15 protein-coding genes and 1 tRNA gene are annotated in these 23,723 nt (G+C 56.6%); 2 read left to right on the top strand and 14 right to left on the bottom strand.

All coding sequences use genetic code 11. From position 1 onward, the window contains the following. Positions 1-195: 195 nt before the first annotated feature. From Q0O40_RS02965 to Q0O40_RS03010, 10 genes are all read right to left on the bottom strand, one after another. The gene (locus tag Q0O40_RS02965; protein WP_295525980.1) at positions 196-3,528 is read right to left on the bottom strand and encodes a DEAD/DEAH box helicase family protein; all 3,333 of its coding nucleotides are present in this window, start codon (positions 3,526-3,528) and stop codon (positions 196-198) included. Further along, the gene (locus tag Q0O40_RS02970; protein WP_295525982.1) at positions 3,528-6,722 is read right to left on the bottom strand and encodes a DNA methyltransferase; all 3,195 of its coding nucleotides are present in this window, start codon (positions 6,720-6,722) and stop codon (positions 3,528-3,530) included. The genes Q0O40_RS02965 and Q0O40_RS02970 overlap by 1 nt, the downstream gene beginning before the upstream one ends. 31 nt (positions 6,723-6,753) lie before the next feature. Continuing rightward, positions 6,754-9,546: an SNF2-related protein gene (locus Q0O40_RS02975; protein ID WP_295525984.1), complete on the bottom strand. Its 2,793-nt coding sequence runs from the start codon at positions 9,544-9,546 to the stop codon at positions 6,754-6,756. A 201-nt stretch (positions 9,547-9,747) separates the two neighbouring features. Further along, positions 9,748-10,323, bottom strand: a complete 576-nt coding sequence (locus Q0O40_RS02980) for a recombinase family protein (RefSeq protein ID WP_295525986.1) — start codon at positions 10,321-10,323, stop codon at positions 9,748-9,750. Positions 10,324-10,469: 146 nt separating this feature from the next. Then, positions 10,470-12,380, bottom strand: coding sequence for an Hsp70 family protein (locus Q0O40_RS02985; protein ID WP_295525987.1), 1,911 nt, complete (start codon positions 12,378-12,380; stop codon positions 10,470-10,472). Continuing rightward, positions 12,356-13,399 carry a hypothetical protein gene (locus Q0O40_RS02990; protein WP_295525989.1) on the bottom strand — a complete coding sequence of 348 codons (1,044 nt, stop codon included), beginning with the start codon at positions 13,397-13,399 and terminating at the stop codon, positions 12,356-12,358. Before Q0O40_RS02990 ends, Q0O40_RS02985 begins: the two co-directional genes overlap by 25 nt. After that, complete coding sequence (locus Q0O40_RS02995; protein WP_295525991.1) at positions 13,399-14,568, bottom strand: hypothetical protein; 1,170 nt, start codon at positions 14,566-14,568, stop codon at positions 13,399-13,401. The genes Q0O40_RS02990 and Q0O40_RS02995 overlap by 1 nt, the downstream gene beginning before the upstream one ends. 328 nt (positions 14,569-14,896) lie before the next feature. Beyond that, positions 14,897-16,531, bottom strand: a complete 1,635-nt coding sequence (locus Q0O40_RS03000; protein WP_295525994.1) for a DUF927 domain-containing protein — start codon at positions 16,529-16,531, stop codon at positions 14,897-14,899. A gap of 197 nt (positions 16,532-16,728) precedes the next feature. After that, complete coding sequence (locus Q0O40_RS03005; RefSeq protein WP_295525996.1) at positions 16,729-17,685, bottom strand: hypothetical protein; 957 nt, start codon at positions 17,683-17,685, stop codon at positions 16,729-16,731. Beyond that, entirely contained in the window at positions 17,685-17,816 is a 132-nt protein-coding gene (locus tag Q0O40_RS03010; RefSeq protein WP_295525998.1) for a hypothetical protein, read from the bottom strand. The genes Q0O40_RS03005 and Q0O40_RS03010 overlap by 1 nt, the downstream gene beginning before the upstream one ends. Before the next feature lie 294 nt (positions 17,817-18,110). Here Q0O40_RS03010 and Q0O40_RS03015 point away from each other — a divergent pair, with 294 nt between their 5' ends. Further along, complete coding sequence (locus Q0O40_RS03015; protein ID WP_295526001.1) at positions 18,111-18,734, top strand: hypothetical protein; 624 nt, start codon at positions 18,111-18,113, stop codon at positions 18,732-18,734. A 97-nt stretch (positions 18,735-18,831) separates the two neighbouring features. Here the strand turns inward: Q0O40_RS03015 and Q0O40_RS03020 are convergent, their stop codons facing one another. Together Q0O40_RS03020 and Q0O40_RS03025 are read right to left on the bottom strand one after the other, a co-directional pair. Then, the gene (locus tag Q0O40_RS03020) at positions 18,832-19,185 is read right to left on the bottom strand and encodes a DUF3768 domain-containing protein (protein WP_295526003.1); all 354 of its coding nucleotides are present in this window, start codon (positions 19,183-19,185) and stop codon (positions 18,832-18,834) included. 94 nt (positions 19,186-19,279) lie between these two features. Further along, positions 19,280-19,918 (bottom strand): hypothetical protein, encoded by a 639-nt coding sequence (locus Q0O40_RS03025; RefSeq protein WP_295526005.1) that lies wholly within the window; start codon positions 19,916-19,918, stop codon positions 19,280-19,282. Positions 19,919-20,387: 469 nt separating this feature from the next. Between Q0O40_RS03025 and Q0O40_RS03030 the strand changes: the two genes are divergently transcribed. Beyond that, the gene (locus Q0O40_RS03030; protein ID WP_295526008.1) at positions 20,388-22,016 is read left to right on the top strand and encodes an RNA-directed DNA polymerase; all 1,629 of its coding nucleotides are present in this window, start codon (positions 20,388-20,390) and stop codon (positions 22,014-22,016) included. A 100-nt stretch (positions 22,017-22,116) separates the two neighbouring features. Here Q0O40_RS03030 and Q0O40_RS03035 read toward each other — a convergent pair whose 3' ends face one another. After that, positions 22,117-23,292 carry a site-specific integrase gene (locus Q0O40_RS03035; protein WP_295526010.1) on the bottom strand — a complete coding sequence of 392 codons (1,176 nt, stop codon included), beginning with the start codon at positions 23,290-23,292 and terminating at the stop codon, positions 22,117-22,119. 183 nt (positions 23,293-23,475) lie between these two features. Next, a tRNA-Ser gene (locus Q0O40_RS03040) sits at positions 23,476-23,568 on the bottom strand. Positions 23,569-23,723 lie beyond the last annotated feature (155 nt).

Raw genomic sequence — 23,723 nt, forward strand, 5'->3', positions numbered from 1 at the left:
GGGATCCCCAGCGTATCCAACATGTCTGGCGGAGACGGAGGGATGCAATCGCAGTTGAATATAAAAGGAAAAATTGAGAAACGGGCGAATTGCCATAGTTGTAGCCATAGTTCAGCGAGCGGCTGTCTGCGAATTGATGCGAACCTGAGTGAACTCAGAGCCGCCTCGTATCGCTCCGCAGATGCATCCCTGCTGTCACGATAGCCTCGCAAACATTTCAGTCAGATAAGCCGCCCCAGACCGCTCCATGAACAAGACGTTCCGAGCTTCAAGGTCGGGGCGGTTCACCCGCTGCGAATTGATCAGGTCGCCAAAATCGGTCTCAGAGAGGATGAACGCATTCAGGCTCAACGTGCCGTCGCCGATTTCAGCCTCAAGCTTCTTCACCTCCTGAAAAAGCCCGAACTTCGGATCGTCGAGGTCGAGGTTTCGAATGCCTTTAGGATCAAGGAAACTAAGGCTCTGGTGGCCCGTTTCCTCATCGACCAGCCAAAGCAGGAAGTCGGGGTAAAAGTTGCCCGCTAGAGCAAAGCCTAGCCCCTTGGCCTTGGTGTCGGCGTTGCGAAGCAGGTATAGACTGCGCTTTCCGATTGCCTCGCGGCCCACGTCCGATTGGTAGAACGCCATGAGGTCCTGCACGAACCTCACCTCGCTCTCCGCACCAAGCCCAAGCGGGCGCATTTTCAAGGGCAGACTGCCGTCCTTCACCGGACAGAGCAGGGGGTAGAATAGGTGACGATCGAAGCTGATCGCGACCATGTTGGCGGAGTGCCACTTGCTCGCCTCACCGATGTTCCCGGCGGTCACGAGAGCCTGCAGCGCATTTAGACGGGTCAAGTAGCTCTCGCCTGCGTCGCTGTTCTCGATCTCGAACTGATAGACCTTCAGCATGGAGCCATGCTCTTCCGTCACTTCGTCCAGATCGAAATGCTTGCCCTCATAGGCTGCCTTCAGGCCCTGATAGAACCGGTCCGTGTAGTCGCACAGGAGCTGGAGCAGCACGTCCTGTAGCTTCAGGATCGTCGAAAATCCTGCCAGCGCCAGTTCGCTCGCGGGCATAAACAGCGTGTACCAGTCGTCGCTGGTCTCGCAGAACTGGCGCAGCCGTGCCTTGTCCAGGCGCAAATTGCTCCAGCTCTTCTGCAGCTTGTACTGCTGGACCGACAGGAACAGGCGATCCCAGTCGAACATCGCCATAATGGCGCGGTCGATTTTTCCCGCATGGCGGACATTGGCGTCGTCTGCCTTGCCCTTCCCATCGGATGCCATCGCTTCAACGCGCGGATACAAATCGAGCGACACGTGGGGCGGTTTGATCTTGCCTTCGAAGTCGCTCGGCACCTTGTAAAGCCAAGGATAGTACGTCCGCTTGAAGCCTTTGGCTTGGTTGTCCTTGTAGCCGTCTCGCAGCTTGAGGGTTTTTAGGCTCCGCCCGACGGGCAGGTTGCTGCGCGTCTTGAAATCCAAGGTGATGATCTCATCGCTCGGCGTGATGCCTTCCTCGATCAGATACTCACGGAACGTCGCCATGTAGTCCGCACGAACGCCGAAGATGTTCAGCGTCTCCAGCTTTTCTAGATAGCTGCCCTTAGGGCGCTCAGTCGGCAAAGACCGCTTGAGCGACATGTCCCGCCCCTTCAGGCGCACCCCGCGGCCGAACAGCTGGATAATCTGGGAGCCTTCGCCCCGGCCCATGTTGAGCAGGCCCATCGTGGACACGCGCCAGCTCGACCAACCCTCGGTGAACTTGCGAGAGCCGACCAGCATAGACATGTGGCTGTCAGGCAGGTTGATCTGGTGAAAGAGGCTTCCTGCGAAGTCATAGCTCTCGGTGTCGAAGCCCTTGGTTTCGAGATCGTCGGCGGTCCTGTAGAAGCCGCTGTCGTCGCCGATGTTGATCAGCCCGAACGGCTCAGACGTACCAACACGCAGCGCCAGCTCACCCTTGCTGCTCTTGAGGTTGATGAGCTTCAGCCGCTGGCGCGACTCCGCGTTGAAGACCCGTCGCAGGATGTCAGCATAGACGGCATCGGCATCCTGTCCGAGAAGCGGCGTGAAGCGCCCGGCAAAAATGCTGCGGCCCTTCGTGTCGAGAAGTTGGGCGCGATCCGCGATCAGTTCAGCGATCCAGCCTTTGGCCCGATCGTTGTTGTTCAGGAACCCAGCCAAGAAGCTGAGGACCGCCATGAGGTCGCTCTCTTCACCCGCAACCGTATGACCGACAAACACCCACAGAGGCCGTTCGATGTTGAAATCGGCCATCACCTGCCGCTTCGTTTCCCACAGGAACAGCTGCTGGTAGAACGCCAGAAGGCAGGCCGTGAAATAGCGCGCGCGGGTCTCCTCATCACGGTCATCCGCGAGGTTGAGGATCAGGTGTTCCTTGCCGTAGCCATCGGCGTAGAAGAACTTGTAGCTGTAATCGAACAGGATGGCCTTGGCGTAGGTTTCCTTCACGGCGTCGCTGCGGGCGCGCTTCTGCTCGGCAAGGCTCAGGCTAAGCTGGCTCCTCTCGCCCGCCGTCAGAGTGCGCCACTGGCGATCCGGGAATACGCGCTTGGCCTTCTTTTTCAGCAACTCCTCTTCCGCCTTATCGACGGTCGCGCCGTTGCCGACTGCTTGGGAGAAGGTGGCGCTGTACTCGAAGGCAAAGCCCTTGCTGACCAGTTTCTCGCGGCGCGCCAACCAAGCGCCGGCTCCGCTGCTGGTGCCGCGATGGCCTTCATCCACAAGTACTAGGTTATCGCCCTCGAACGAATCCACCGCCACTGTCTTGTCGCCGTGTTCGTCGCCCAGCTTGTTGACATCGATCACCTCGATCGTGCCGGGGAAGTCAGGCGCGCGGTTCTTGTCGAACAGGCGGTGGAACGAGAAACCGGAAAGCGTCAGCTCTTCGAGATGCTGGCGAGAGAGACCCTCGTTGGGGGTGAGGATGATGATCTTGTCCGGGTAGGCTCCTGAGGCTGTGCCCGCGTTGCCGCCACGGTAGTAGTGCAGATACTGACGGATGTTGACGTGCAGCAGCAGCGTCTTGCCGCTGCCGGTTGCGCTCCAGTAGGCGATCTTGTTGAGATCATCCGCCGTATAGGGGCGGAACGGTTCAGCCCCTTCCTCGGCGCGATAGGCTTCTAACTCTGTGTTCAGGCCGTTGAGCAGATCCTGCCGATGGTTGAAATACCAGTCGAGGTAGATCTCGCTGAACAGCAGGCTGAGGTACTGGAAGTACTTCATCGTCAGCACAGCGCCTTCGGCAAGGTTGCGCTTTTCGGTGATGGCCTTCCAGTGGCCGACTATGTTCAGATCATAGCGCCGTAGCTGGGTATTGGTGATCCGGTCATATTCGAACAGGTCGCGCACCAGCTCGTGGAAGAACCGCGTCTGACCGTCATCGTCCAGCCCCTCATGCCGGTCCGCACCCAGGCGTTCCTTGAGAACGGCAAGGCTCTTCCCCCGGAAGTGGGAGAGCATCCAGCGATTGAGCACCAGCTCCTGATGGAAGCTGCGTTTCTTGGCAGGTGAACGTGCCATCAGGCATCCGCCACATCGAACATGCGGGAAAGGAACTCCGGCTCGATCTGCCGGATGTTGATCTCGGGCTTGTCCTCTCCGCCCTCCTGCTCTGTCAGTTGCAGCTTCGTGGGCAGGTTGTGATCGCCGTTGACGTAGACAACGTCATATTCGTTGTCGCCGGGGTTGATGGCGAGACGGTCGCACAGCTTGGTCAGCCCGTCGTAGTCTAGCTTCTCGCAATCGCGCCACAGGATCAGGGTGCGCTTGCCATCGGGCAGCTTGCCTTCGACCGTGGCGAAACCGCGAGTGAGCTGGATATCGATGGTCTTGACCGTGAGACCGATCAGATAGTTGAACGTCTCGAGCAGATCGACCTTGGTGCGCTGAGTGGCACCGGCGCTATCGACAGCGATATCCAGCTCATAGTCGAATGGCTTGGCAAAATCTTCAACCGAGAGCAGTGATCCGCGCGCTTCCACATCGAGCATGTAGCTCATCAGATATTCGTTGCGCGCGCCCGTCTCCATGCGTTCGAGAAGCTCCTGTTGCCTAGTGTTGCGCTGGAGCGTCAGGTTGTTGAGTGTGTCCTCGTAGCTTTCGATCTTCACAACTTTGAAGGCGTGGCTGATGCCGGTCTCTTTGCCCGTCGGCTTGCCGTCCCTCCAATCTGCTGAGTACACGATTTTCTGGGTTCGAGGCTTAAGAACGGTATCAAAATAATCGCCTTGCTCGGCCAAGATATAGCGCCGCGTTCCTTGATCGTCCCGATTGAGGGACATCACCGCGTGGGCGGTGGTTCCACTTCCGCCAAAGTAATCAAGAACTGTAGCGGTTTTGCTTTTTCTCACCACTGCAGAGATTGATGCTTTGGTTGCGTAGAGTGCCTTCGGATATCCAAATGCTTTTCTGCCACCGAGGATTTCCTTGAGCAGATTCGTTCCGTGGCTCGAAGCATCAAGGCTTGGATCAACCCACACCGTCTTTGGCTTGCGCCCTTCTTTGATCCGATCCTTCAGCTGAATGGAATACTCTCCACCCCCTTGACGCTTCGCGATAAAATCACCGAGAATTGCATGTTCAAGTATTTTTTGACGGTCCGACCAGCGCCAGACTCTCCGATCTCCACCGGAATCTATCGGCATTACGCAAGATAGCGTGGAATCAGATACAAGCGAATCAAATGGAACTTCGATGATTTCGCCGTTGACTATCTTGTAACCAATATCGGCGGCATACTCTACAGGATAGTCCGCTGTCCTCTTGCCACCAATAGCGACAACATGATTTTTAGCTGTATCGACAAAGAGAGGATACTCCGAATTTGGTCTTTCGTCCGGAGTTGACAGCCCACCGCTTCGGCGGAAGGGTAACAGCCGGTATTCTGATATATCATCTTGATATTTGTATCCTTCGCCCTGCTCTTCGCTTAGTAGCTCGTCGCAGATTTCAGCAATCTCAGGATCGTTTGCATAGGCGACTGCGTAGTCGTGGCTAGTAGCGAAGAAACTATTGATTCCTCTTCCCCGAGGATTGCTTTGAATCGCAATCGTTCCGATGTATTTCTCCTCTGAAAACAAGGAGTCAAGAGTCGCTTTGAGCCTATAAAGCTCCATATCGTCGATCGTTATCTGGAATATCGCGTCGCGTGTCATAAAGGATTTTGATTTTGAAATCCTTCCTTCAATCATCGTCAACCATGACGAATGCTTGTACTGATTTTTGTAGAAGAAAGTTGCCTCCGAAGTGTTGTAAGGCGGGTCGACGTAAACGCATTTGACCCTTTCTCGATATCGCTCTGACAGCAGCGTCAGTGCCTGAAAGTTGTCACCATGGACTAGCAAGCCGTCGATGCTGGCATCTAGGTCAGCTATGACTTTGAGCAGATCAGCGCGGAATGCTGCGTCGAACAGTTCCGTGTCCACCATCAGGTACGGCTGTGCTTTTAGGTCCGCGACTGTGCCCGGCGCCGGTTTGTCGCGCATACCCAGATCGTGCCACTGCGCCCACTGTGCGGGGTTGGCTGCGATCCGATCATAGAGCGCCTCGGGCACGCGATCGAGCGTGATGCAATAATGCGCCGCAACCACGAACTTTTTCTTGAGCCACAGCTTCTTCTGGAAATCCTCGATGCTGGCGAGGAAGGTTATCAGGTCTTGGGCAATCTGGCGCAGGCACTGGATCATCCGCAGGTTGGCCTCGATGGCGGCGAAGCTCGTGGCATCCTGAACATCGTCGAGGTTCATCACCTCGTTCTTGATGTAGAAATCGAGCTCGCGGCGCAGGAAGGTGCCGAGGTTCTTGTGGATGAAGTAGTCGGCCGTGTTCTTCTGGGTGTAGGTTGTCAGGTGCTTTTCCAGCACGGTGCGCTGCGGGTTCTTGTCGGTCGGCGCCCGGGTGGTCAGGTCCAGCCAGCGCGTCTTGACCGCCTCATCCGCCAGCACGGCCTGAACCGCTGCATTGACGAGGCTTTCCTGCGTGGTCTTGGCCGGGAACGCCCGATACTCGAAGCGGATGACCAGCTCGCCATCCTCCTCGGCGACTGGAAGAATCTCTTCATCGAAGAGCTCGCCTTCGTCATCGGTGCGGGTCACCGTGCGCGCCTCGGCCAGCGCGAAGCGGCGGTCCTTGTCGTTATCCTTGCGGTTGTCCTTGGCAGTATCCGCAGCGATCAGCTGAAAGCGAACCGCCCGTCCGTCTTCCAGCTTGAAGCCATAGTTGCTGAAGGCTTCGCCAGACTTGGTGTAGTATTGGTCCTTGTTGGCCCAGTGCAGCACCACCTCTTCCCCGGCGTAGGGAATGGCATAGGTATCGCCCTTGTACCGGCGCTGGCTGATGAAATCGCCCTTGTCGTAATACCGCGAGAAGAAGGTGAGGAGGTGGGAGAATACCGCGTTCTCGTGATCCGAAGCGCCCGATGATTCTGCCGCGATGGCAGCACGCAGGTCTTTCACCTTGGGTAGTGTTTCCGGGTCTGCGCCGAGGGCCGTGGCAGCCTTGATGGCCTCGTCCAGTTCTCGCTGCTGCGCATGGGCATTGGCGGCAGAACCGCTAGCCAGCGCGGCCTCTACCCGCTCGCGCAGCCGCTTCGTCAGGTACTCGTTGATCTCGTCCGCGCGGGCATTGAGGATGCGGTAGACGCCGAAATCCAGCTCTGGCCGGTCGATCTGGAATATCTCGCGCAACTTGGTGACGAGTTCGTCGAACTTGCTCATGTAAGAATCGGCCTCCCTTGGGACGCCAGCCTTACACGACGGACCAGCGGATCGTGAACAGCGTCTCGCTGGTTGTCCGCTGCCTCATGCGCTTCTGCAACGCCTCGATCATGGAGTCCCGGCGCTCGGCGATTTCGTCTTCGACATCAAAGATTTCCTGACGCTGCTTGCGCTGTTTGCGTTCCATCTCCTGAAGCTTCTTTTGGGCCTCGTGCTCTTCCTCGACCGTGCCAGCGTTGCGGGCTTGTCGGCGCATCGCCTTGATCTGCTCCTTGGTGTCCTTCAGCGCCCGCTCGGCTGCGAAGATCTTGTCCTCGGCCCATTGCTCAAGCTTCTCACGGGCCTGCGCGAAGTGCTTGCCGCTGGTCTCGGCGGCCTTGTTGAGGGTCGCTTTGTCCAGTCGCTCGGCACCAGCTAGAAGCCGGGCCGCGATTCCATCTGGCACGTTGATCGGGCGCACCACTGTAGCGCCGATCGAGAACATTCTCTCGCAGACCTCGGTATCAAGAGAGCGCCCGTCATCATCCATACCTGACAGCAGCAGGTGTTCCTCGTCCTCGAACGCGGAGATCGTCAGGCGGCGCAGCGTCAGCCATCCATTCTGGCCGCGCATCTCCTCCATGACGGCATTGCGCACGAGATGGCGCGTGACATCGAAGTGCAGCTCGGCGGTCGGCACCGGAAGGGCCTTGGCCGCATCCAGCACGTGCTCGCCAAGCGGATGGGACAGCCGATAGAGGAAGCTGCCATGCGCGTTTGCCTCAAGCCCGTCTTCGCGCAGCTTTGAGATAAGGTGGTATCGTCCGCGAAGAATCTCGGGGGCGGGGGGCTGGTGGAGGTCGAAGGTCAGGCTTGCCGGATCGAACGCCGCAGCCGTGTCCAGCATGTGGCGGGTTACATCCCAGAATTTGCTGCTGATCCGATCGAGCTGAGCCTTGGTTTCATCGAGGCGCAGCTTCAGCCGGGCGTGAACATCCTCGTCGAAATGCTCCAGCAGCGTCGCGCGGGTCTCGTCCATTCGCGAGGCGATCTGGTCCTCAAGCTCCGCCTGAAGCGCATCAAAGGCGGATTTGATCTCATCCTCGGTCCTGCACTTCTCGTAGATGGCCAGAATGCGGCGTTCGAAATCGACACCCGACTCGATAGCGCCGAGAACCTCGTCAGATGCGCCGAAGACACCGTCGAAAAGCTTGAACTTGTCTCGCAGAAGCTCATGCACTCGCATGTCGACCGCGTTGCGCTCGTTAAGAAAGTTGATGACGATCACGTCGTGGGTTTGTCCGTAGCGATGGCACCGCCCGATCCGCTGCTCGATCCGCTGCGGGTTCCAGGGCAGGTCATAGTTGATGACCATGGAGCAGAACTGAAGGTTGACGCCCTCGGCCGCTGCCTCGGTCGCGATCATGATATCCGCATGGTCGCGGAAGTGATCGATCAAGGCGCTGCGCATGTCGATGGCGCGCGAGCCGGTGGACCGGCCACTATCCCCATTCTCCGAGATCCAGCGCTCGTAGATGGCCTGATTGTCATCGCCAGCATTGGTTCCGCTGAAACTGACGATCTTGCCGCGATGGCCATTCTCTTCGAGGAACCGCTTGAGATAGTCCTGCGTGCGGCGGGACTCTGTGAAGATGAGCGCCTTCCGCTTTGCGCCCATTTCAGCTTGCTTGGCGAAGCCGATATCCAGTGCCGTTTGGAGAGCAAAGGTCTTGCTATCGGTCTGGATCGCCTTAGCCCGCTCAATCAGCGCTGCGATTTCCTCCGTTTCCTTGCGAAGTTTGACCGGCTGGATCGCGGGTGCGTCATCTGAGCCGGTGCTTTCCGCCTCCCACTCTTCCAGCAGCTCGGGTTCGAATTCCTCGTCTTCGAGAAGCGCTTCGAGGAGGTCGTTCCCGACCTCGCCTTCGTTCTTTCGAAGGCTCTCGAGCCGCGATCTCATTGTTGACAGGGTGCCCGCGATTGCGACCGATGATGACGCCAGCAGCTTGCGCATCACGAGGACCGTGAGGTGCCGCTGGCGATCAGGGACCGAATACGTGCCTTCCTCCTCGAGGAATTTGGTCACCAGATCGTAGAGTTCTTGTTCAGCATTCGTTGGATAGAATGGCTGAGTCAGGGCGTGCCGGGCGGTGTAGCGGACATACTCCATCACCTGCCTGCGCAGCGTCCGCTTGCAAAACTCGGTAAGCCGCCCGCGTAGCTCCGCGATGCTTCCGCCCGCGTTCATATACTTTGCGCGGAAAGCGTATTGATCGCCGAAGAGGTCTTCGTCGATCAACGTGGATAGGCCGTAAAGTTCGAGAAGCGTGTTCTGGAGCGGCGTGGCGGTCAGGAGGAGTTTTTTCCGACCTTCCGTCGCCCATTTGATGGACTGCCCCAAGCGATTGCTGGGCCGGTACGCATTGCGAAGTTTATGGGCCTCGTCGATGACCACAAGGTCCCAATCGATCGCGCGGACTTCATCCTGCAGACGCGCAGCATAGTGGTACGAGGTGATAAGAACTGCCTTTTGCTCAAGCGGCCATGCGTGCCCGTCGCGGCGCAATTCCCGATATGTCTTGGCATCGAGAACGAAGGCAGGAAGGTTGAACTTGTCGTGCAACTCATTCGCCCACTGTTGGCGAATGGCTGCCGGGCAGATGATGATAAGTCGGCGCTTCCGCTCAGCCCACTTTTGGCAGAGGACAATCCCAGCCTCGATGGTTTTTCCGAGACCCACCTCGTCGGCCAATATGACGCCCTGAGAAAGCGGGGATTGGAGCGCAAACGTGGCAGCTTCGATTTGGTGAGGGTTGAGGTCGACCGATGCGTCAAACAGCGACATCGAGAGGTTCTCGTCGGAACCGGACGGCGATTGACGCGTGACTTGGTACGCGAAGAGCTGAGCGTGGTAGTCCGTTAGCTGCATAACCAACGGATAGCACGGTTGATCGAAAGCGTAAGGCCAACATGAAAATGTGAAGCCCGGCGCATTCTCGATCTAGAGTGCGAGGAATGTCGTCCTGGCTGGTTTGCGGCTAGAGCCTTATGTCCCGTGCTCAGCACGTTGAATTGCTGAGGCGCTAACCCCAAACTCCCGCGCCAGCGTTCTAACTGACGCACCCTCACTACGCCGTAGGCGGACAGTTTCTAGTTGGCTCGCGGTGAGGCTAGGAGGCCGCCCCAACTTCTTGCCTTGCGCCTTTGCTCGAACCAAGCCGGCCTGCGTTCGCTCGACCAGGAGGTCCCTTTCGAACTCGGCCACGGCTGAAATTACCGCCATGGTCATCCGACCCGCAGGGCTGGTGAGGTCCACTCCGCCTAGCGCCAAGCAATGAACGCGAACATTCATCTCGGCGAGCCGTTCAACGGTCGCGCGAACGTCCATGGCATTTCGTCCAAGTCGGTCGAGCTTGGTAACGATCAGGACGTCATCCCAGTCGAGCCGATCGATCAGCTTGCTGAACCCTTGCCGCTCCATCGCGGGCGTCGAGCCCGACACCGTCTCGGCAATGACCCGTCGTGGTTCGAGCTGGAAGCCCGCCGCTTGGATTTCTAGGATTTGGTTGTCGGAGGTTTGGTCAGCTGTGCTGACCCGGCAATATGCAAACACTCGTGACATGGCGCACCTGTATCGAAAACGTGTACCAAATTGTGCGCTGTATCGAAAATAAGATCAAGCTAAGTTTCGATACAGTAGATTCCGCTGTATCGAAAACGACCGTTTTTAGTGCATTGAAGAAATAAATGTCAAAAACATGAGACCCCTTATTCTGATATATTATTGGTGGCTGCCGGGACTATTTTAGGGCTTGGATCGGGTGATTGTTTATTTTTCGTGAACTTTGGCAATGTTTTGCATTGGCTGCAGCCATTGAGACTTATTTGACAAGAACTTTTTTTGCAAAGTGAGCAGATTCTATAGTAATCTCGCTCGTCTTTTTGCCGTTCGGTGAAATCAACAGACCGCGTATCAAACCAGTGAGACCGCCACTGTTCAATAATATCGCCGGGCACGCTCCGCCACTCACTTGAGGTTTGCGCGACATTGGATCGAAGCTGAACCCCACTACTGGCGCGTCTTGGCCGAATGACTGGTTCCGCGTCGGTGGCTGATCCGTTCTTACGCGATCTGGATTTCTTTTTGGGATCGCCTTGGTCGGCCACCGGCAAGGTCAGAGCAAACTCCAAGTTATGGATTTGACGGTTCGCATGATCGTTGCGTCCCGATGAATGACCGTCCACATGAACGATGTAATCATGGTCGATATTGATGGAAATCTTGAGCCGCTCGACGAATGGTGAAGCGTTTGGGTCAACCTTTAATGATAAGACAGTATATGTTTCCCGGGGGGCCGATCGAGCGCCATATCCAACGATCATCGGGCGCACGAACTGGAAATTTGCTACGCCGTCGCGCGGGTCAACGCAGTAGAATTGCGACGCCAAAATGGGAAGTGCCTGGTTTTCAAGTGGAAGTGCATGGTCTTCTGCGACGATTTCGAGAAATGTACCATCGGGCTGAAGTAACTCAATTGGCTTTGCCAGGCTGAGGCGCAAGCGGTCACGCGCGACCCAAGCGGCACCCTCGGCAATGATGCGGTCGCCATTCTCTAAGCGTGGCACACGTCCTCCGAACCGCTGGATAAGGCCATTGCGGACCGCAGGGACATTGACCATGCCCCCCGTCGGCAAGCAGAGTTCGATTTCACGAGAGGACAAATGGTGCTCGTCTAGGAGCTTGTCGATGCGCGACAAGCCCCGATCTATGAGATCTCGGGTCCAATTCTCCATGTTATCGCGCGAAACTGTGATGAGGAGATTCCGCCCCTCATCGCGCCTCAAGTAGTTGGGAATCGCAATGCGAACGCTATCTTCTTCGGAGAGCCGAATTTTGGCGCGCTCACAACTTGCCAACAGGCGAGTCCGAGATTCCGGCGTTTCATATTGCGTGATGTTCTCAATGCCATGCTGGGCTGCATGAATTTCGCGCACGCGGTTGCGGATCATGTCGTCGAAATAATCGCCGCCGACATCATTGTCGCCTGCATTGGCAAGCTGGATCATCTTCCGACCTCGAATGAGGCAGAGAGTCAAATCTAATGTGCCGCCGCCCCAGTCGAAAACAAGGACACGCCGCCCTTCGAGTTCTGAGAGCTTTTTCGCATACTCGGCTTGGGCTCGCAGCCAGCCATACAGAGCAGCCAAGGGTTCATGAACGAACTGCTCGACACTGATTCCAGCCTTGCGCGCGGCTTCCCGCAGCCGTCTCCGCCCGTCACCATCGAGATCGACTGGAATGGTCATGACGGCTCGTGAAAGCTCAAGTGCCTGCTCGCCACGTTGTGGGCTATTCGCGTCTTCTCGCAGAAATCTTAGCACTTCGGCAGCGATGTCGCGCGGATCACGCAACGAGCCATTGACGTCGATCGGGGAATCCCGGCGCAGCCACCGCTTGGGAGAAATGACAAAACTTCCGGTGATGGCCTCAGATTCGACATCAAGGTGATTGCGCGCTTCACGGCCGACAATCACTTCCCCGGCCCGATACCAGACGGTCGAGGGATGAGGACGATCGTCCTCAACATTGGTCAGACTTCGGACGTCACCCAATGCATCGACATATGCAGCCAAGCTGTTGGTCGTCCCGAAATCTAGACCAAGAATTGTCTCAGCCATTCCAGCTCCTTGCTAATCGCCTTCTTTGCGTCGTCCAGAAGCACCTCAGCGATCTCGGGTGCGGGCTGCCCCGATGTCAGTGCTTCATGTGCTTGCGTAACAAACTCCGAGAGATTGCCCGACAGGAGTTTGCGATATCTCGCGCGCAGCGCGTTCAAGTCGGCATCGCGACCGCCAGCCACACCGGAAATTTGCGCCCGAGCCTCCGTCAATGAATCCGCCAACGTGTCCTGTTCCGCCTTTAGGACTTCGATTGCGCGACTCTGCCGTTCTAGTTGGTCGCGTTGATCGCGCACGCGATCTTGCAGGGTGATGAGCTGCTCGTTCGCAGTGGCAAACTGCCGCTGGACGACCGACAAGGTTTCCGACGCAATAGCATTGATGGCGCTATAGGCTTCCAAATTCTTGATCGACGCGCGGTTCAGGGCACGTTTCGCCAGATCGCCTGCATTCAGCGATTTGCCGATGCCACGAGAGGTAACAAGATTCGAATAGATTGCGGTCAATGAGCCGATGAGACTGAAATCTGCCCGCCCAATGACGACTGCTAACCCTAGCTGGAGCAGGTGCTCGGCTTGTTGTAAGAGGTCCTTGTTTCCAGCCTCGCGTGCTTTGCGGAGACGTTGAGCCAATTTTCCGAGCTCGGCTTCCCCCGTGCTGCCTGCAAGTCGTGACCAGTTCTCGAGGTCTTGATCCTGCGACCGAATGACATTGGAGGACAGGTCGGAGATGGCCAACTTTACCCGGTTGGATACAGTTCTGCTTATCGACGCCCGTGCAAGCTCGACGACGCGGGGCAGGAGTTCAGGTCGGGCTTTGACCAGCTTTACCCCATCCGTCCGCTCGTCCTCGTCGAGCGCTCGCGTATTGTCATCGATTAGCGCGGCAACATAGGGACCAGCCGGGTATTCGCTCGTCAGAAAGTTGGCAAGGTTGGCGGGCAGCGGCTTTTTGGCCTGCTTCATATCCTTGCCTTTGGAGTCGACAGCCTTGGCTGGTTGCTGTTCTTGCTCATTCATCAGCGATCGATCTCCTCCAGAAGCATGTCAGCCCATTGCCCGAAGCAATAGCTCCCTGCCAGATTGCGAAGGGGATAAATCGCGCTTTCTTTCTTTCCCAATCTGTGGGCGGTAGCGGCCCACAGAGCAAAGAACTTTTGCCGGTCCTCGGGATCAAGATTCGGTACGTCGGCTTCCGCGTGCAATTGTGCTTCCAAATCGCGGCTCCAACGAGCGGTTGCGGCAAGCTGCCCAGCTCGCCAGAGCACGGCTGCGCTTCCATTATCGACGGGGCAGACGGTCATCTTTTTCTCGTCGCTGGCTGGGGTAGGTTTCGTGGCAGTCCATCTGCCGCCTTTATGGGCTAGCGGAGAAAGTTGGGCATTGGCACTGTCAAGGAGGCCAAACCCTGTCGCGGCCATATGACCCAGTGCGAAGTCGTTTCGGGAAAACCTGATAAGGGAGCAGAGAAGGCGAGGCAAAGGTCGAGCAAACTCGCGCAAGACTGTTAGTGCCCCCTCGTAGCGCGAACCATAGTCACGCGTGGCGGCTCTAATGCCCGTGGCGGGATCTCCATCTTTGACGAGCACGCCGATGACATAATCAGCCATGGCCGCACTATATTCCGGCACTGCAATATCTTCGGTCTGACGGATGAAGGCATCAACGTCGTCCATGGTGACGCCATCTTTGCCAAGCGTTTTCACGAAAGCTAAGTCGACACGCTTTAGCTTGGCGTCATCATCGTAGACGCGAAAACTGAGGTCATATTCAGTATGGATCGGGTCAGCATTGGCATCGAACTGATTCTTGAGCCTAATCCAGAGGCGGCCGTCGCTGTTGCGGGCCAATTCGCCAGCTACCTTTGATAAGGCAATCTCGCTGAATGTTGAATGATCGCGACTGAGGTACGCACGGGTAGTGTCGAAAATGGCGACAGACTTGCTATCAATACGCTGGCGGATAACGTCCGTCGATTTTGGCTCGGCGCCGCCGAACGTTACGAAGGGGCGGCGCCCGGTATGTGTCCCTTCCAGATGAAGTCGAAAACTTTCGGCCTTAGGAAAAATGGCGGCGCAAAACGGACATTGCCACGAAGGCGCACGCTCGCCACCCGGGGATGGGACACTTTCAAGCGCCGCATAAAATGCGTCACTGTCTTTTTCTCGAATCCATGAGCAGGTTGGCATTGGTATCCCCTAGCCGCGTCGTGAATAAGGGACCGGCTTACAGCGGGCTGTCAACCGACTTCAGGACTTTCACACCGTATGCGAGAGGGCTTAGATGAAGAATTCGACAAAATGACTGACACCTTGGCACAGGCCAGGATGTTTGGCGCAGACTTATATGCCTAAATTTCAGAACCTTGCTTTGTGGCGGTTGCGTGGGGGCTGCTAAGAGCTAGGTCACTCTAATCTTAAACTTCCGCTAGAAAGCCGGCTGCGATCAGAAAGTCCGACATCGGGCCAGTACGTGGGTGCAATACGCAGTGCACCCACATGGAATGGCATTCAGATATCAGGGCTGTCCCTCGTTTTGGGCTAGCCTGAAGGCATAGAACCAATCGACCTTTGAGTTTGCCCGAATACGACAATGGAATCCGCGTCCCCGGCCGTTCTTGTCGGCCTTGTTCAGGTTGCGAAAGTCGGTGGTCATGCTCACGCTTTGCCAGTCCGGGAACATCCGGATTCCGAAGCTCGCAGTCATCAGAAGTAGGGTTTCGCCCTTGACCGCCCGAATGAAAGCCCCGGCCTGTTCCATCTCTTCATCGCTAATGGTTGGCAAGCTCTGACGATCGATGGTCATGGTCTCGGGGCGCCCGGCGATGGCCCGGAGGCGTTCCGGCAACGACTGCCGGACCGGCACAGTGCTGCGGTAATTGCTATAGCAGTGGACAGCTGCGCCGAGACAATCAAAGTCTTGGGGTAAGACCCGTTTCAGTCGCGCATAAAAGCCAGCTGCATAAACGAGCCCGAAGGCCTCCGCGACGCGAACATCCGAACCATTGTTCTCGTTGACGCCCACATGGTGCTTGAAATCGCCGATCTTGCGCCAAATATTAGTCAAAAGCTTGCTCTCGCCTCTATGGCGAGCGCGAACTAGGGCCCGAAGGAACTTTGGCATTGCGGTACCGTATTGCTCGGCCATGCCGGTTTCTAGGGCCAAGGTAAACTCGCGGAAGCTCCCATATCCACTTGGCAGAGCGCCAAAGACCCCGGCATCTCCTTCGGGGATCGTGATAGACATCAGGCGGTCTGATGCGGCGTTGGCGGTGTCACGATGCGCATGGCCAAGCAACTCATGGAAAGGCTCGTTGGCTGAGGTCACAAAGATGAACCGATAGCCCTCCTGATTTGGGTTATCATAACGGCCCTTGGTCATTCCGCTGCCCATCTGGAAGCTGAAGTCGCGCATTGCCCGCTGGTCGGTGCGGCCGCCCGTTCCGGAACCGAATAGGTTGGCCTCGTCGATGATGAAAGGCATGTCCGAATGCCCGCGCATCGACTTTTCCAGCGCTGCAGGGGTCATATAGAATGAAGTGATGTAGCCCCGATCCTTTTCCATGGCTGGGCCTACAACCGACGCCATCAAGCGCTGTGTGGTGCTCTTGCCCTTGCCCCCTGCGCCGGAGAGCTCAAACCCGAAATTGTCGGCACGGCCGATCAAGTCCAGCATCGGCGAGGCGAAGCAGGCCATGATGGCAAAGCTGGGGATGGGATGACCCGCAAGCGGACTGGCCACCTGCTGCAGCCAGCGGAAATGCGTGCCTTTCTTAGAGCACTTGGCTGGGTTGGGCCTGAAGCCGACGAGGCCTTTCTGGGCTTTCGGTGGAGCAAAGACTTTGCCGGAAGCGTTGACGAACTGCCCTGCGTACCAGCCCGGACGATCAAAGATCAGGCGTTCGGCGAAATCATTCAATTCATCTATCTGCTGGATGATGCTGTTCTTGGCGGCCTTGGCGACAAGGATCAGTCCCTGGTCCGCCATTGCAGCCCAGATTTGCCCCCGGTTTATGGCAAAGTCCGAATACGGGAGGAGCGCTGATGCCCCTTTATGTTCCGTTAGAACCCATTTGTGGCCCTTTGGGTCGATGAAGCCAATAACCGTGGGCGGTTCCTGTTCTGGCTCGGAAATTTTGATGATGCGTGACATGGTACACCTCGAATTTGCGTGATTTACGTAATTTTCCGGCAGGCCCCTATGGCGAGGGGATAGGCCCGGAATGGACGGGGAAATAAGGGGGAAAGCGGTGGTGCAGTGTTACGCACTACAACCACTCAGATTGCCCTTGTGAGGTCATAGACAGGCCCCACAACACCGCTTTTCAGCCCCTCGATCGATGAGTTCGTTTAGCTGACCGGCTTGGTCTGCTTCAGACCGTCCTTGGTCACCCTCAACCCGATCATCAGTGCGAGGGCCTCAGGATACCACCAATTCAGCCATCGGATGAGGTCACTATGCCACGGCTCTTCGATCCGGCCTTTGCGGCGTGCCCGAATGCGCCTGCCATCTGGCGAGATGAGTAGCGCCCTCTGTGGCCAAAAAGACTGCAACGGGTAGGATACTGCGCGGGGGAGATCGGTTAAGGGCTTCCTCGTGATCTTGATCCGCCGATATACCGGATTCAGAGTGTCGCCATCCAACCACAATGACGTATGATAGTTCGGAAACATGCGAAGTCGATCAATGACCCGTATCATATCGCCACAGGCGAAGCCATGAATATGAGGCCTGCAGACACCCTGAATAGGTTCATATTCTCCATGCAAAAAGCCAATTATCCAGCCCTTTGCTCCAGATGAACCTGCAGTAGAGAGTGCTGATCGTAATCTCTCTATCATGTCCGCTGGAGATATTGACTTTAAATTCTCAATATCATTTTCCCACGTGGCGGGCACTATTGTAAAAGAAGCCACGTTGTCTGCGCCGCATTTTTCGATCATTTCCCAAATCGCACCTGCGACATTGATGCGTAAACCACGCATATAGGTGCTGGACGAAAGCGTCTCCGGAACATCTCCTCCAGATGCGGCGCGCAACAGACCGCTAGCCAATTTTCGGACCTCCTCGATGTCTCGATTGTCAGTGCCCCGCCTTTGGACACCTCGATCGTTGGGGAGTTGTTGCGACAACGCCCCCCCCTGAGGCGCCACCCGGTGCCAGTATTCCGCCATTTTATGGAGCATCTTGGCGCGAAGGTGATCCTCCCTGTGGCAGCTTTCGAGCGTCTCAAAATCGGGAAAATGGATGTCGACCCGATACTGCCTCGGCGGCAGGCCGAGCTTGCTGATACCGCGCCCCGACATCACGCGATCCTCGCGGCGGCAAAGCTCTTGATATCCGCCATAGGCACGACCGTCTTGCGGCCGATCTTGCAGCGGCGGAGAGCCCCTTCGCCCAGATACCGAAAGAGCAGGGTCCGCTTTATACCCAGCATCTGACACGCTGTGTGCGTGTCCACGAAAAGAGGTTCAAAAGTAAGCATTTTACGTACTCCATCACATCCAAACCTGATTGCTTGGTCGTGATGGCTGCAATCTTAGCTAGGCCCCAAAGGGTGACCTGCAGATTGCATGGCTGTGCAACTTAAGGATTCAGGAATGACCCCCAAAAGTCCATTTTGGCGGCTGCTGAGCGGTACAAATGCATTGTTCAAGAAATTAAGTTGCGTCAGCGCACCGCGTTGTGCAGCATTCTCTGACAGGTGAGACCTACCATCGAAGGGGGTGATATGGAGTTGATCCAGCAGACAACCCGCAAGGCCCGCCGCCCTCGCACCAAGCCGAGGCGCCCCATTTCAGCCAAGAAGCCGCCGGGGTATATTGTTGACCGAAGACCCAATCCGTTCGGAGACGATTGGGAAGCGTTTGTGGATAGGGTCCGCGCAGCGATTCAGGTCAGCATCAACCCATCACCAGCGGAGAAGGTGGCACCATACGATGAGCCCTCTTCGGTGTTGAAGCGTATGGTTTACGAGTTTGTTCGTGACCATAAGCGGAAAGTTAAATCCATACATGTTGAAACAGCCATTGAAAAATTTCGTGAGGCTCAAGAGAAGCTGAAGTCTCTCGAAAAACAGAGGCTCCTGCGAACAGCCCAAAAGGAATTTAAGAGTAACAGTTACTATTGGATTTTATCGGGTCTTTCTTGCGCCGTGTACGTGGGCGATTTCTCAATAGCGAAATCCAACGTGACTAGATTTGCAAAACAGCTCAAGTATGCAAACAGACATAAGGTTCCTTTGGAATACTTGATTGGTTTCTTGTACCAATGCGGAGCAATCGATGAGGTCTGCCGCAAGGCTGATGACCCAGATTTCCGTGAACCTTGGTACGTTCCCAAAAGAGAATCTTGAGTAACCAAGGCTTAATAAGCGTTGGGTCTCTCTTGGCCGGGTTCGCTTCACATTGAGTGATCGTAAACACTTTGCGATAGCCTGCGCGGGGCGATGGTTACAAATCCATCCCGGTCATGAGGGTTATAATACGGCGGGTCACGGCTTCGTCCGATGGGTCGGGCGACCCCCACTCCATGCTCAGGTCATAGGCGTCGATTTTCCAAAAGAAGCGCTCGCCGTTCAGCACCACCTCGCCAAAGTCGTGCTCTCCCCACGGATCGTTGCCTGCCTTGAAATCGTCAAACTCCCGAACCAGCCGGAGCAGTTCGGCAAGGACTGAGGGGTCAAGCATGGCGACCGCGCGGGTCAGCATGTACTTTCCGCCAAGGCCGGTCTTGCGGAGCCGGTCGTTCAGTTCTTGTATCTTGCGCGTCCTCTGGGCGCGCGAGGCCTCTTCGTGGCGGGTCATGCCAACATTCCTTGCTTTGGTGATTGTGGATTGTGGAGCGCCGCGCGGCCGGATTGAGTCTTGGCTGCACACAGCCGCGCGACGCTCCTCGCTCTTACTTACTCTTGGTGGCGGCCCTGATTTGTTCCAGCAATTTGCCGAGCTCGACCTTCGCAGCGAGGGCCAGCGCCATGGCCTTGCTAAATGGCGCGACAGTGGGTGTCAGATCATTCATTTCAAAAGCTTGGGCCAGAGCCTCGGCCTCAATATGGATCGGGATGAACAACGCTTTTCGGTCTTCGTCGCGAGCGAACCCAAGCTTCCGGAGGGCGGTGACGGCCTTATCGTCGCGGATTATTGCCTGGGCGTGTTCTTGAAGCCCCCTTCGAAACGTCAGTTCGACGCAGAGCATCGAGGGCGCAGTCTGGGTCACGGCTGCAAGCCATGTGTGCTCGTAGCCATCTTCGTCCGCCGAGATCTCTGAAATTTGCAGCCACATATCGCCGGTGCCGACACCGCGCGTCATTTTCCACTCGGGGCACACCACCTGCGTGGACCACTCGTTCTCGACGATCTGCCACGGGGCCTTCACGACCTTCTCAATCGCCAAGAAGGCCTCGGTCATCATCCGTGTGCTGAGCGTGTCATAGGCGTGATACCAATCCAGCTCTATTTGACGCAGGTTTCGGATGACCCGTGCAGCCCATTCAGGGTCCAACCGCTGGGCGACCTTGGCTCGATTTTCAAAATCCATTCTTCGCGCTCCTTGTGCAGAGAGAGGCCCGCTAAGGGGACCTCCTCCGGCACAGCGTCGGTCTTGCAGCGGGTTGCGAGCATCGCGGGGCTCAACTTTCCCCGATCGATGGCACGAACGATCACCCGGTCAGGATTACCCTCACCGTCCCCATCATGGACCTCGATTTCGAGATTGCGCCGAACCCGGAGTTGGCTGCGGCGAGAGCCGTTGGCCCTGCCACCAACGCCTACGTTTGGTGCGCCACTAGTTTATCGGAACTGGCAAAAAATGTCAAAATGCGCCGATTTTGCTGGCGGGGTAGTAGGGTTTGAAAAGCAGTACTTTACGTATTTCTCGTCTCCTTTTGCATGGTGATTCGCGACAGTTATCCAGACTGCGCATGGTCGCCAATCAAACGGTCTTTTCCGTACAATCAGTGATACGAAAATCGCTTCGGATAATCCGACCTTCGCGCTAACTTCGCAGGATGACTTTGAAGCTCGACCTTTTGACCAAGGGTTACCTGCCGGAGAATCTACCTCCAACGTTCAGAACGCATGATCTCGGCACTTATCTCGCCGGTCGCAATGAGCTCTTTAGCCGCGGCAAGCCGACCCGGGCGGCTACCTACAACGCATCGAAGCGCGGGCTGACCCGTCGGGTCTTTTCCTTTGTGCATCCCGGCACCGCTCACGATTTAGCAGAGTTCATTTCTAGTCGTGCGGTTCTGCTGAACCAATTTATCTCGAGAAGCTCTTTTAGCCTGTCAGCGCCCCGACATAATCCCGATGGAGACAGGGCCATCGAGATCGCCTCGCATAGTGAACTCGAAGAGCAGCGTCTGGTCCGGCTAGCAAGATACCGGTTCGTGGCGCGCACAGACATCTCTAGGTTTTACCATTCCATCTACACCCACTCAGTACCCTGGGCCCTTCACGGCAAGCCCGCAGCCAAGGCGGATCAGAGAGCGAATTCGAGTGCCGTCTATGCTAATCGGCTCGATCAGATCCTGCGTCATGGGCAGGACGGGCAGACAATCGGTATTCCCGTCGGCCCGGATGCGTCTCGCTATGTCGCCGAATTGATTGGCGCGGCGATTGATGCAGAATTTGTCTCTCGCGGAGGTGCGGAAGAAACAACTGTGATCCGGCATGTCGATGATGTCTGGATCGGTGCAAACACTCACGCCGAGGTCGAGGCAGCCTTGTGGCGGTACCGCGAATCAATCCGGGCGTTCGAACTCGACATCAACGAATCAAAGACCCGCATTCACTCCGACGATTTTGAGTTTTCCGACAGCTGGCCGACCGACATAGCATCTAAGATCGAGTTTGCTCTGGCATCACCAACCAGACGGATGCCCGAACGGCTACGTTCGGCGCTTGAACACGTGTTCTCCATGATCGCGACAACATCGGACGATGGGGTGCTTAAATATACATTGCGGTATTTGGATCGCTCTGTGGTTCCATCAGAACATTGGAAAACGATCGAGCCCTTCCTGATGCGCTCGGTCACACACTACAGCCATACTGTCGACTACGTCGCCCGCATGTTGGTGTGGCGGCATCTTGCCCGGGGTGACCTGGACGTGGCGCAATGGACTCCGGTACTTCGGGCGTTAATTGCGCGACATGGAAGGCTGGGTAACGACAGTGAAGTCTGCTGGGCGACCTATGCTGCGCTGCGGCTAGGCATCAACTTGCCGTTGGACGCGGCCGCAGCCGTGATCCTGAACTGCGGGGCTTTGTCAGCAGTTGCCGTCCTGTCTGCCGCTGAGGCTGGACTAGTCGATCCCGAAATCTATGATTCTGCTTGGGCGCTAGTAAATGGAGAAAACGGAAATGGACCATTTTGGCCTCTACTGCTTGAATGGAAGGTTAGGCGATGGCCGCGTCACGCCGAAGTAAACGTGACCAATGATCTGATTGCCGAACTGATTGCCCAAGGGATATCAGTTTTTGACACCAGTCGACTTCCGCCAGTATTTGACAATTTTGAAATAAATGAGTATTCTGAAGTTGGTCGAGCGATTGAACCGCGCAGCAGTCAATATGACGACGATGATGATGACGAGGAGGACAATGACAACGGTCTCGATGAAATTTTTTTCTGATGCCTGCATACAATTTCAGATAAACGTCTATTTATTGGTTGAGCAGATAGCGGGTGCTATGGCGCGAAATGTGTCCTCTGGATGGATGAGTGTTATAAGGTCACCTGCCGCAAAACGCGGCCCAAGCCGCCATCAACTCCCGCCGCTTTTCTAAGGCTCGGCCCCGCCGGTAGGCTCGCTCCACCGATGATGCCACCGTGTGTGCGAGAGCCATTTCAACTTCTTCGCGACCAAACTGGGTTGTTTCACCTGCCCAATCCCGGAAGGTCGACCGGAACCCGTGGACGGTGATGTCGGCGTGGCCCATCCGTTTGAGGAGCTGAGACAGCGCCATGTCGGACAATGACCCGCCGCGCGGTGCGGGAAACACAAAGTCTGTCGGCTTGAGCCCGTCTCGCTTCATAGCCACCAAGACCAAGATGGCTGCGTCGCTGAGGGGAACCTCGTGCTGGGCTTCCGCTTTCATGCGGACTGCGGGTACGGTCCAGAGCTTCTTATCCAGGTTGATCTCGGCCCAGGTCATGCCCCGCACTTCGCCGGAGCGCGCTGCCGTCAGGATAGTAAACTCGAGCGCCCGTGCCGCGACTGCGGGGCGCTGTTTCAAGCTCGCCATGAACTTGGCAATCTGGGTGAAAGGAAGCGCTGGATGATGCTTGACTGCCGCCTTACTCCGCTTTGGCAGCAGCAGATCGAGGTGACCGCGGCCTTGCGCCGGGTTTTCGCCGGATCGCAGGCCCTTTGCCTTCGCTGCATCAAGAACCCGCTCAATGCGGCCACGCAAGCGAGACGCAGTCTCAGCCTTGCTCAGCCAGATGGGCTGCAGGATCGCGAGAATCTGCTCGGTCGTGACCTCATTGATCGGCACATCGAATAGGGGCTTCGCATAGCACTGCAGCGTGTTTCGCCACTGCTGCCGATGCTTTGGGTTCTTAAAGCCGCCTTCAATGTCATCGAGCAAATCCATGGCGAAGGTGCCAAATGTGACGGCGGGTTGGGTTTTGATCTTGGTCTTGGCCCGCTCAGCGCGGGGATCAACGCCATCGATCAGCATTGTGCGGATTTGTCCGGCCCGCTCTCGTGCCTTGGCCAGCGTGACATCGAGCGCTGAGCCGAGGCCAAGTTCGATTCGCTTGCCATCGAGGGTGCCGATGTAAAACCAAGAGCGCCCGGAAGCGCGAACGCGAAGGTAGAGACCGCCGCCGTCAGAATAGACGTTGGGCTCCGTGAGCGTGGTCACTTGCCTAGCCGAAAGTTTGTTACGCGCGCGCGAGGGCATGGTTTTCGATGATTAGCAGCTTGGGTCAGCTTGGGCTAGCCATAGTTTTAGCCATAGCTTCAGAGCTGGCTTGAGGCGATTTCCGGCGAACCGCCGTGAACTACAAATCCGCAGAAAAGCCAGCCTAATCCTGGCTTCTTGTCGTTCGTGGCGGTTCGGGGAAGATCGCAAAAGTGCGTGATCTGGCGGAGACGGAGGGATTCGAACCCTCGGTACCGGATTTACCAGTACGACGGTTTAGCAAACCGTTGGTTTCAGCCACTCACCCACGTCTCCGGATACCAGCAGCGAACGCGGGCTATAGCGGGCGATGGCGGGGGCGGCAAGAGCGATCAGACGCGCCGCGGGGAGAACGCCGCATGCCCGCAAATCCCTGTAATCGCGCGCTCTACCGCATTTATGACTCGGCTCATCGCCGGTTCATTGCTCAC

Source organism: Novosphingobium sp. Chol11, from assembly GCF_945870625.1.
GTDB lineage: Bacteria > Pseudomonadota > Alphaproteobacteria > Sphingomonadales > Sphingomonadaceae > Novosphingobium.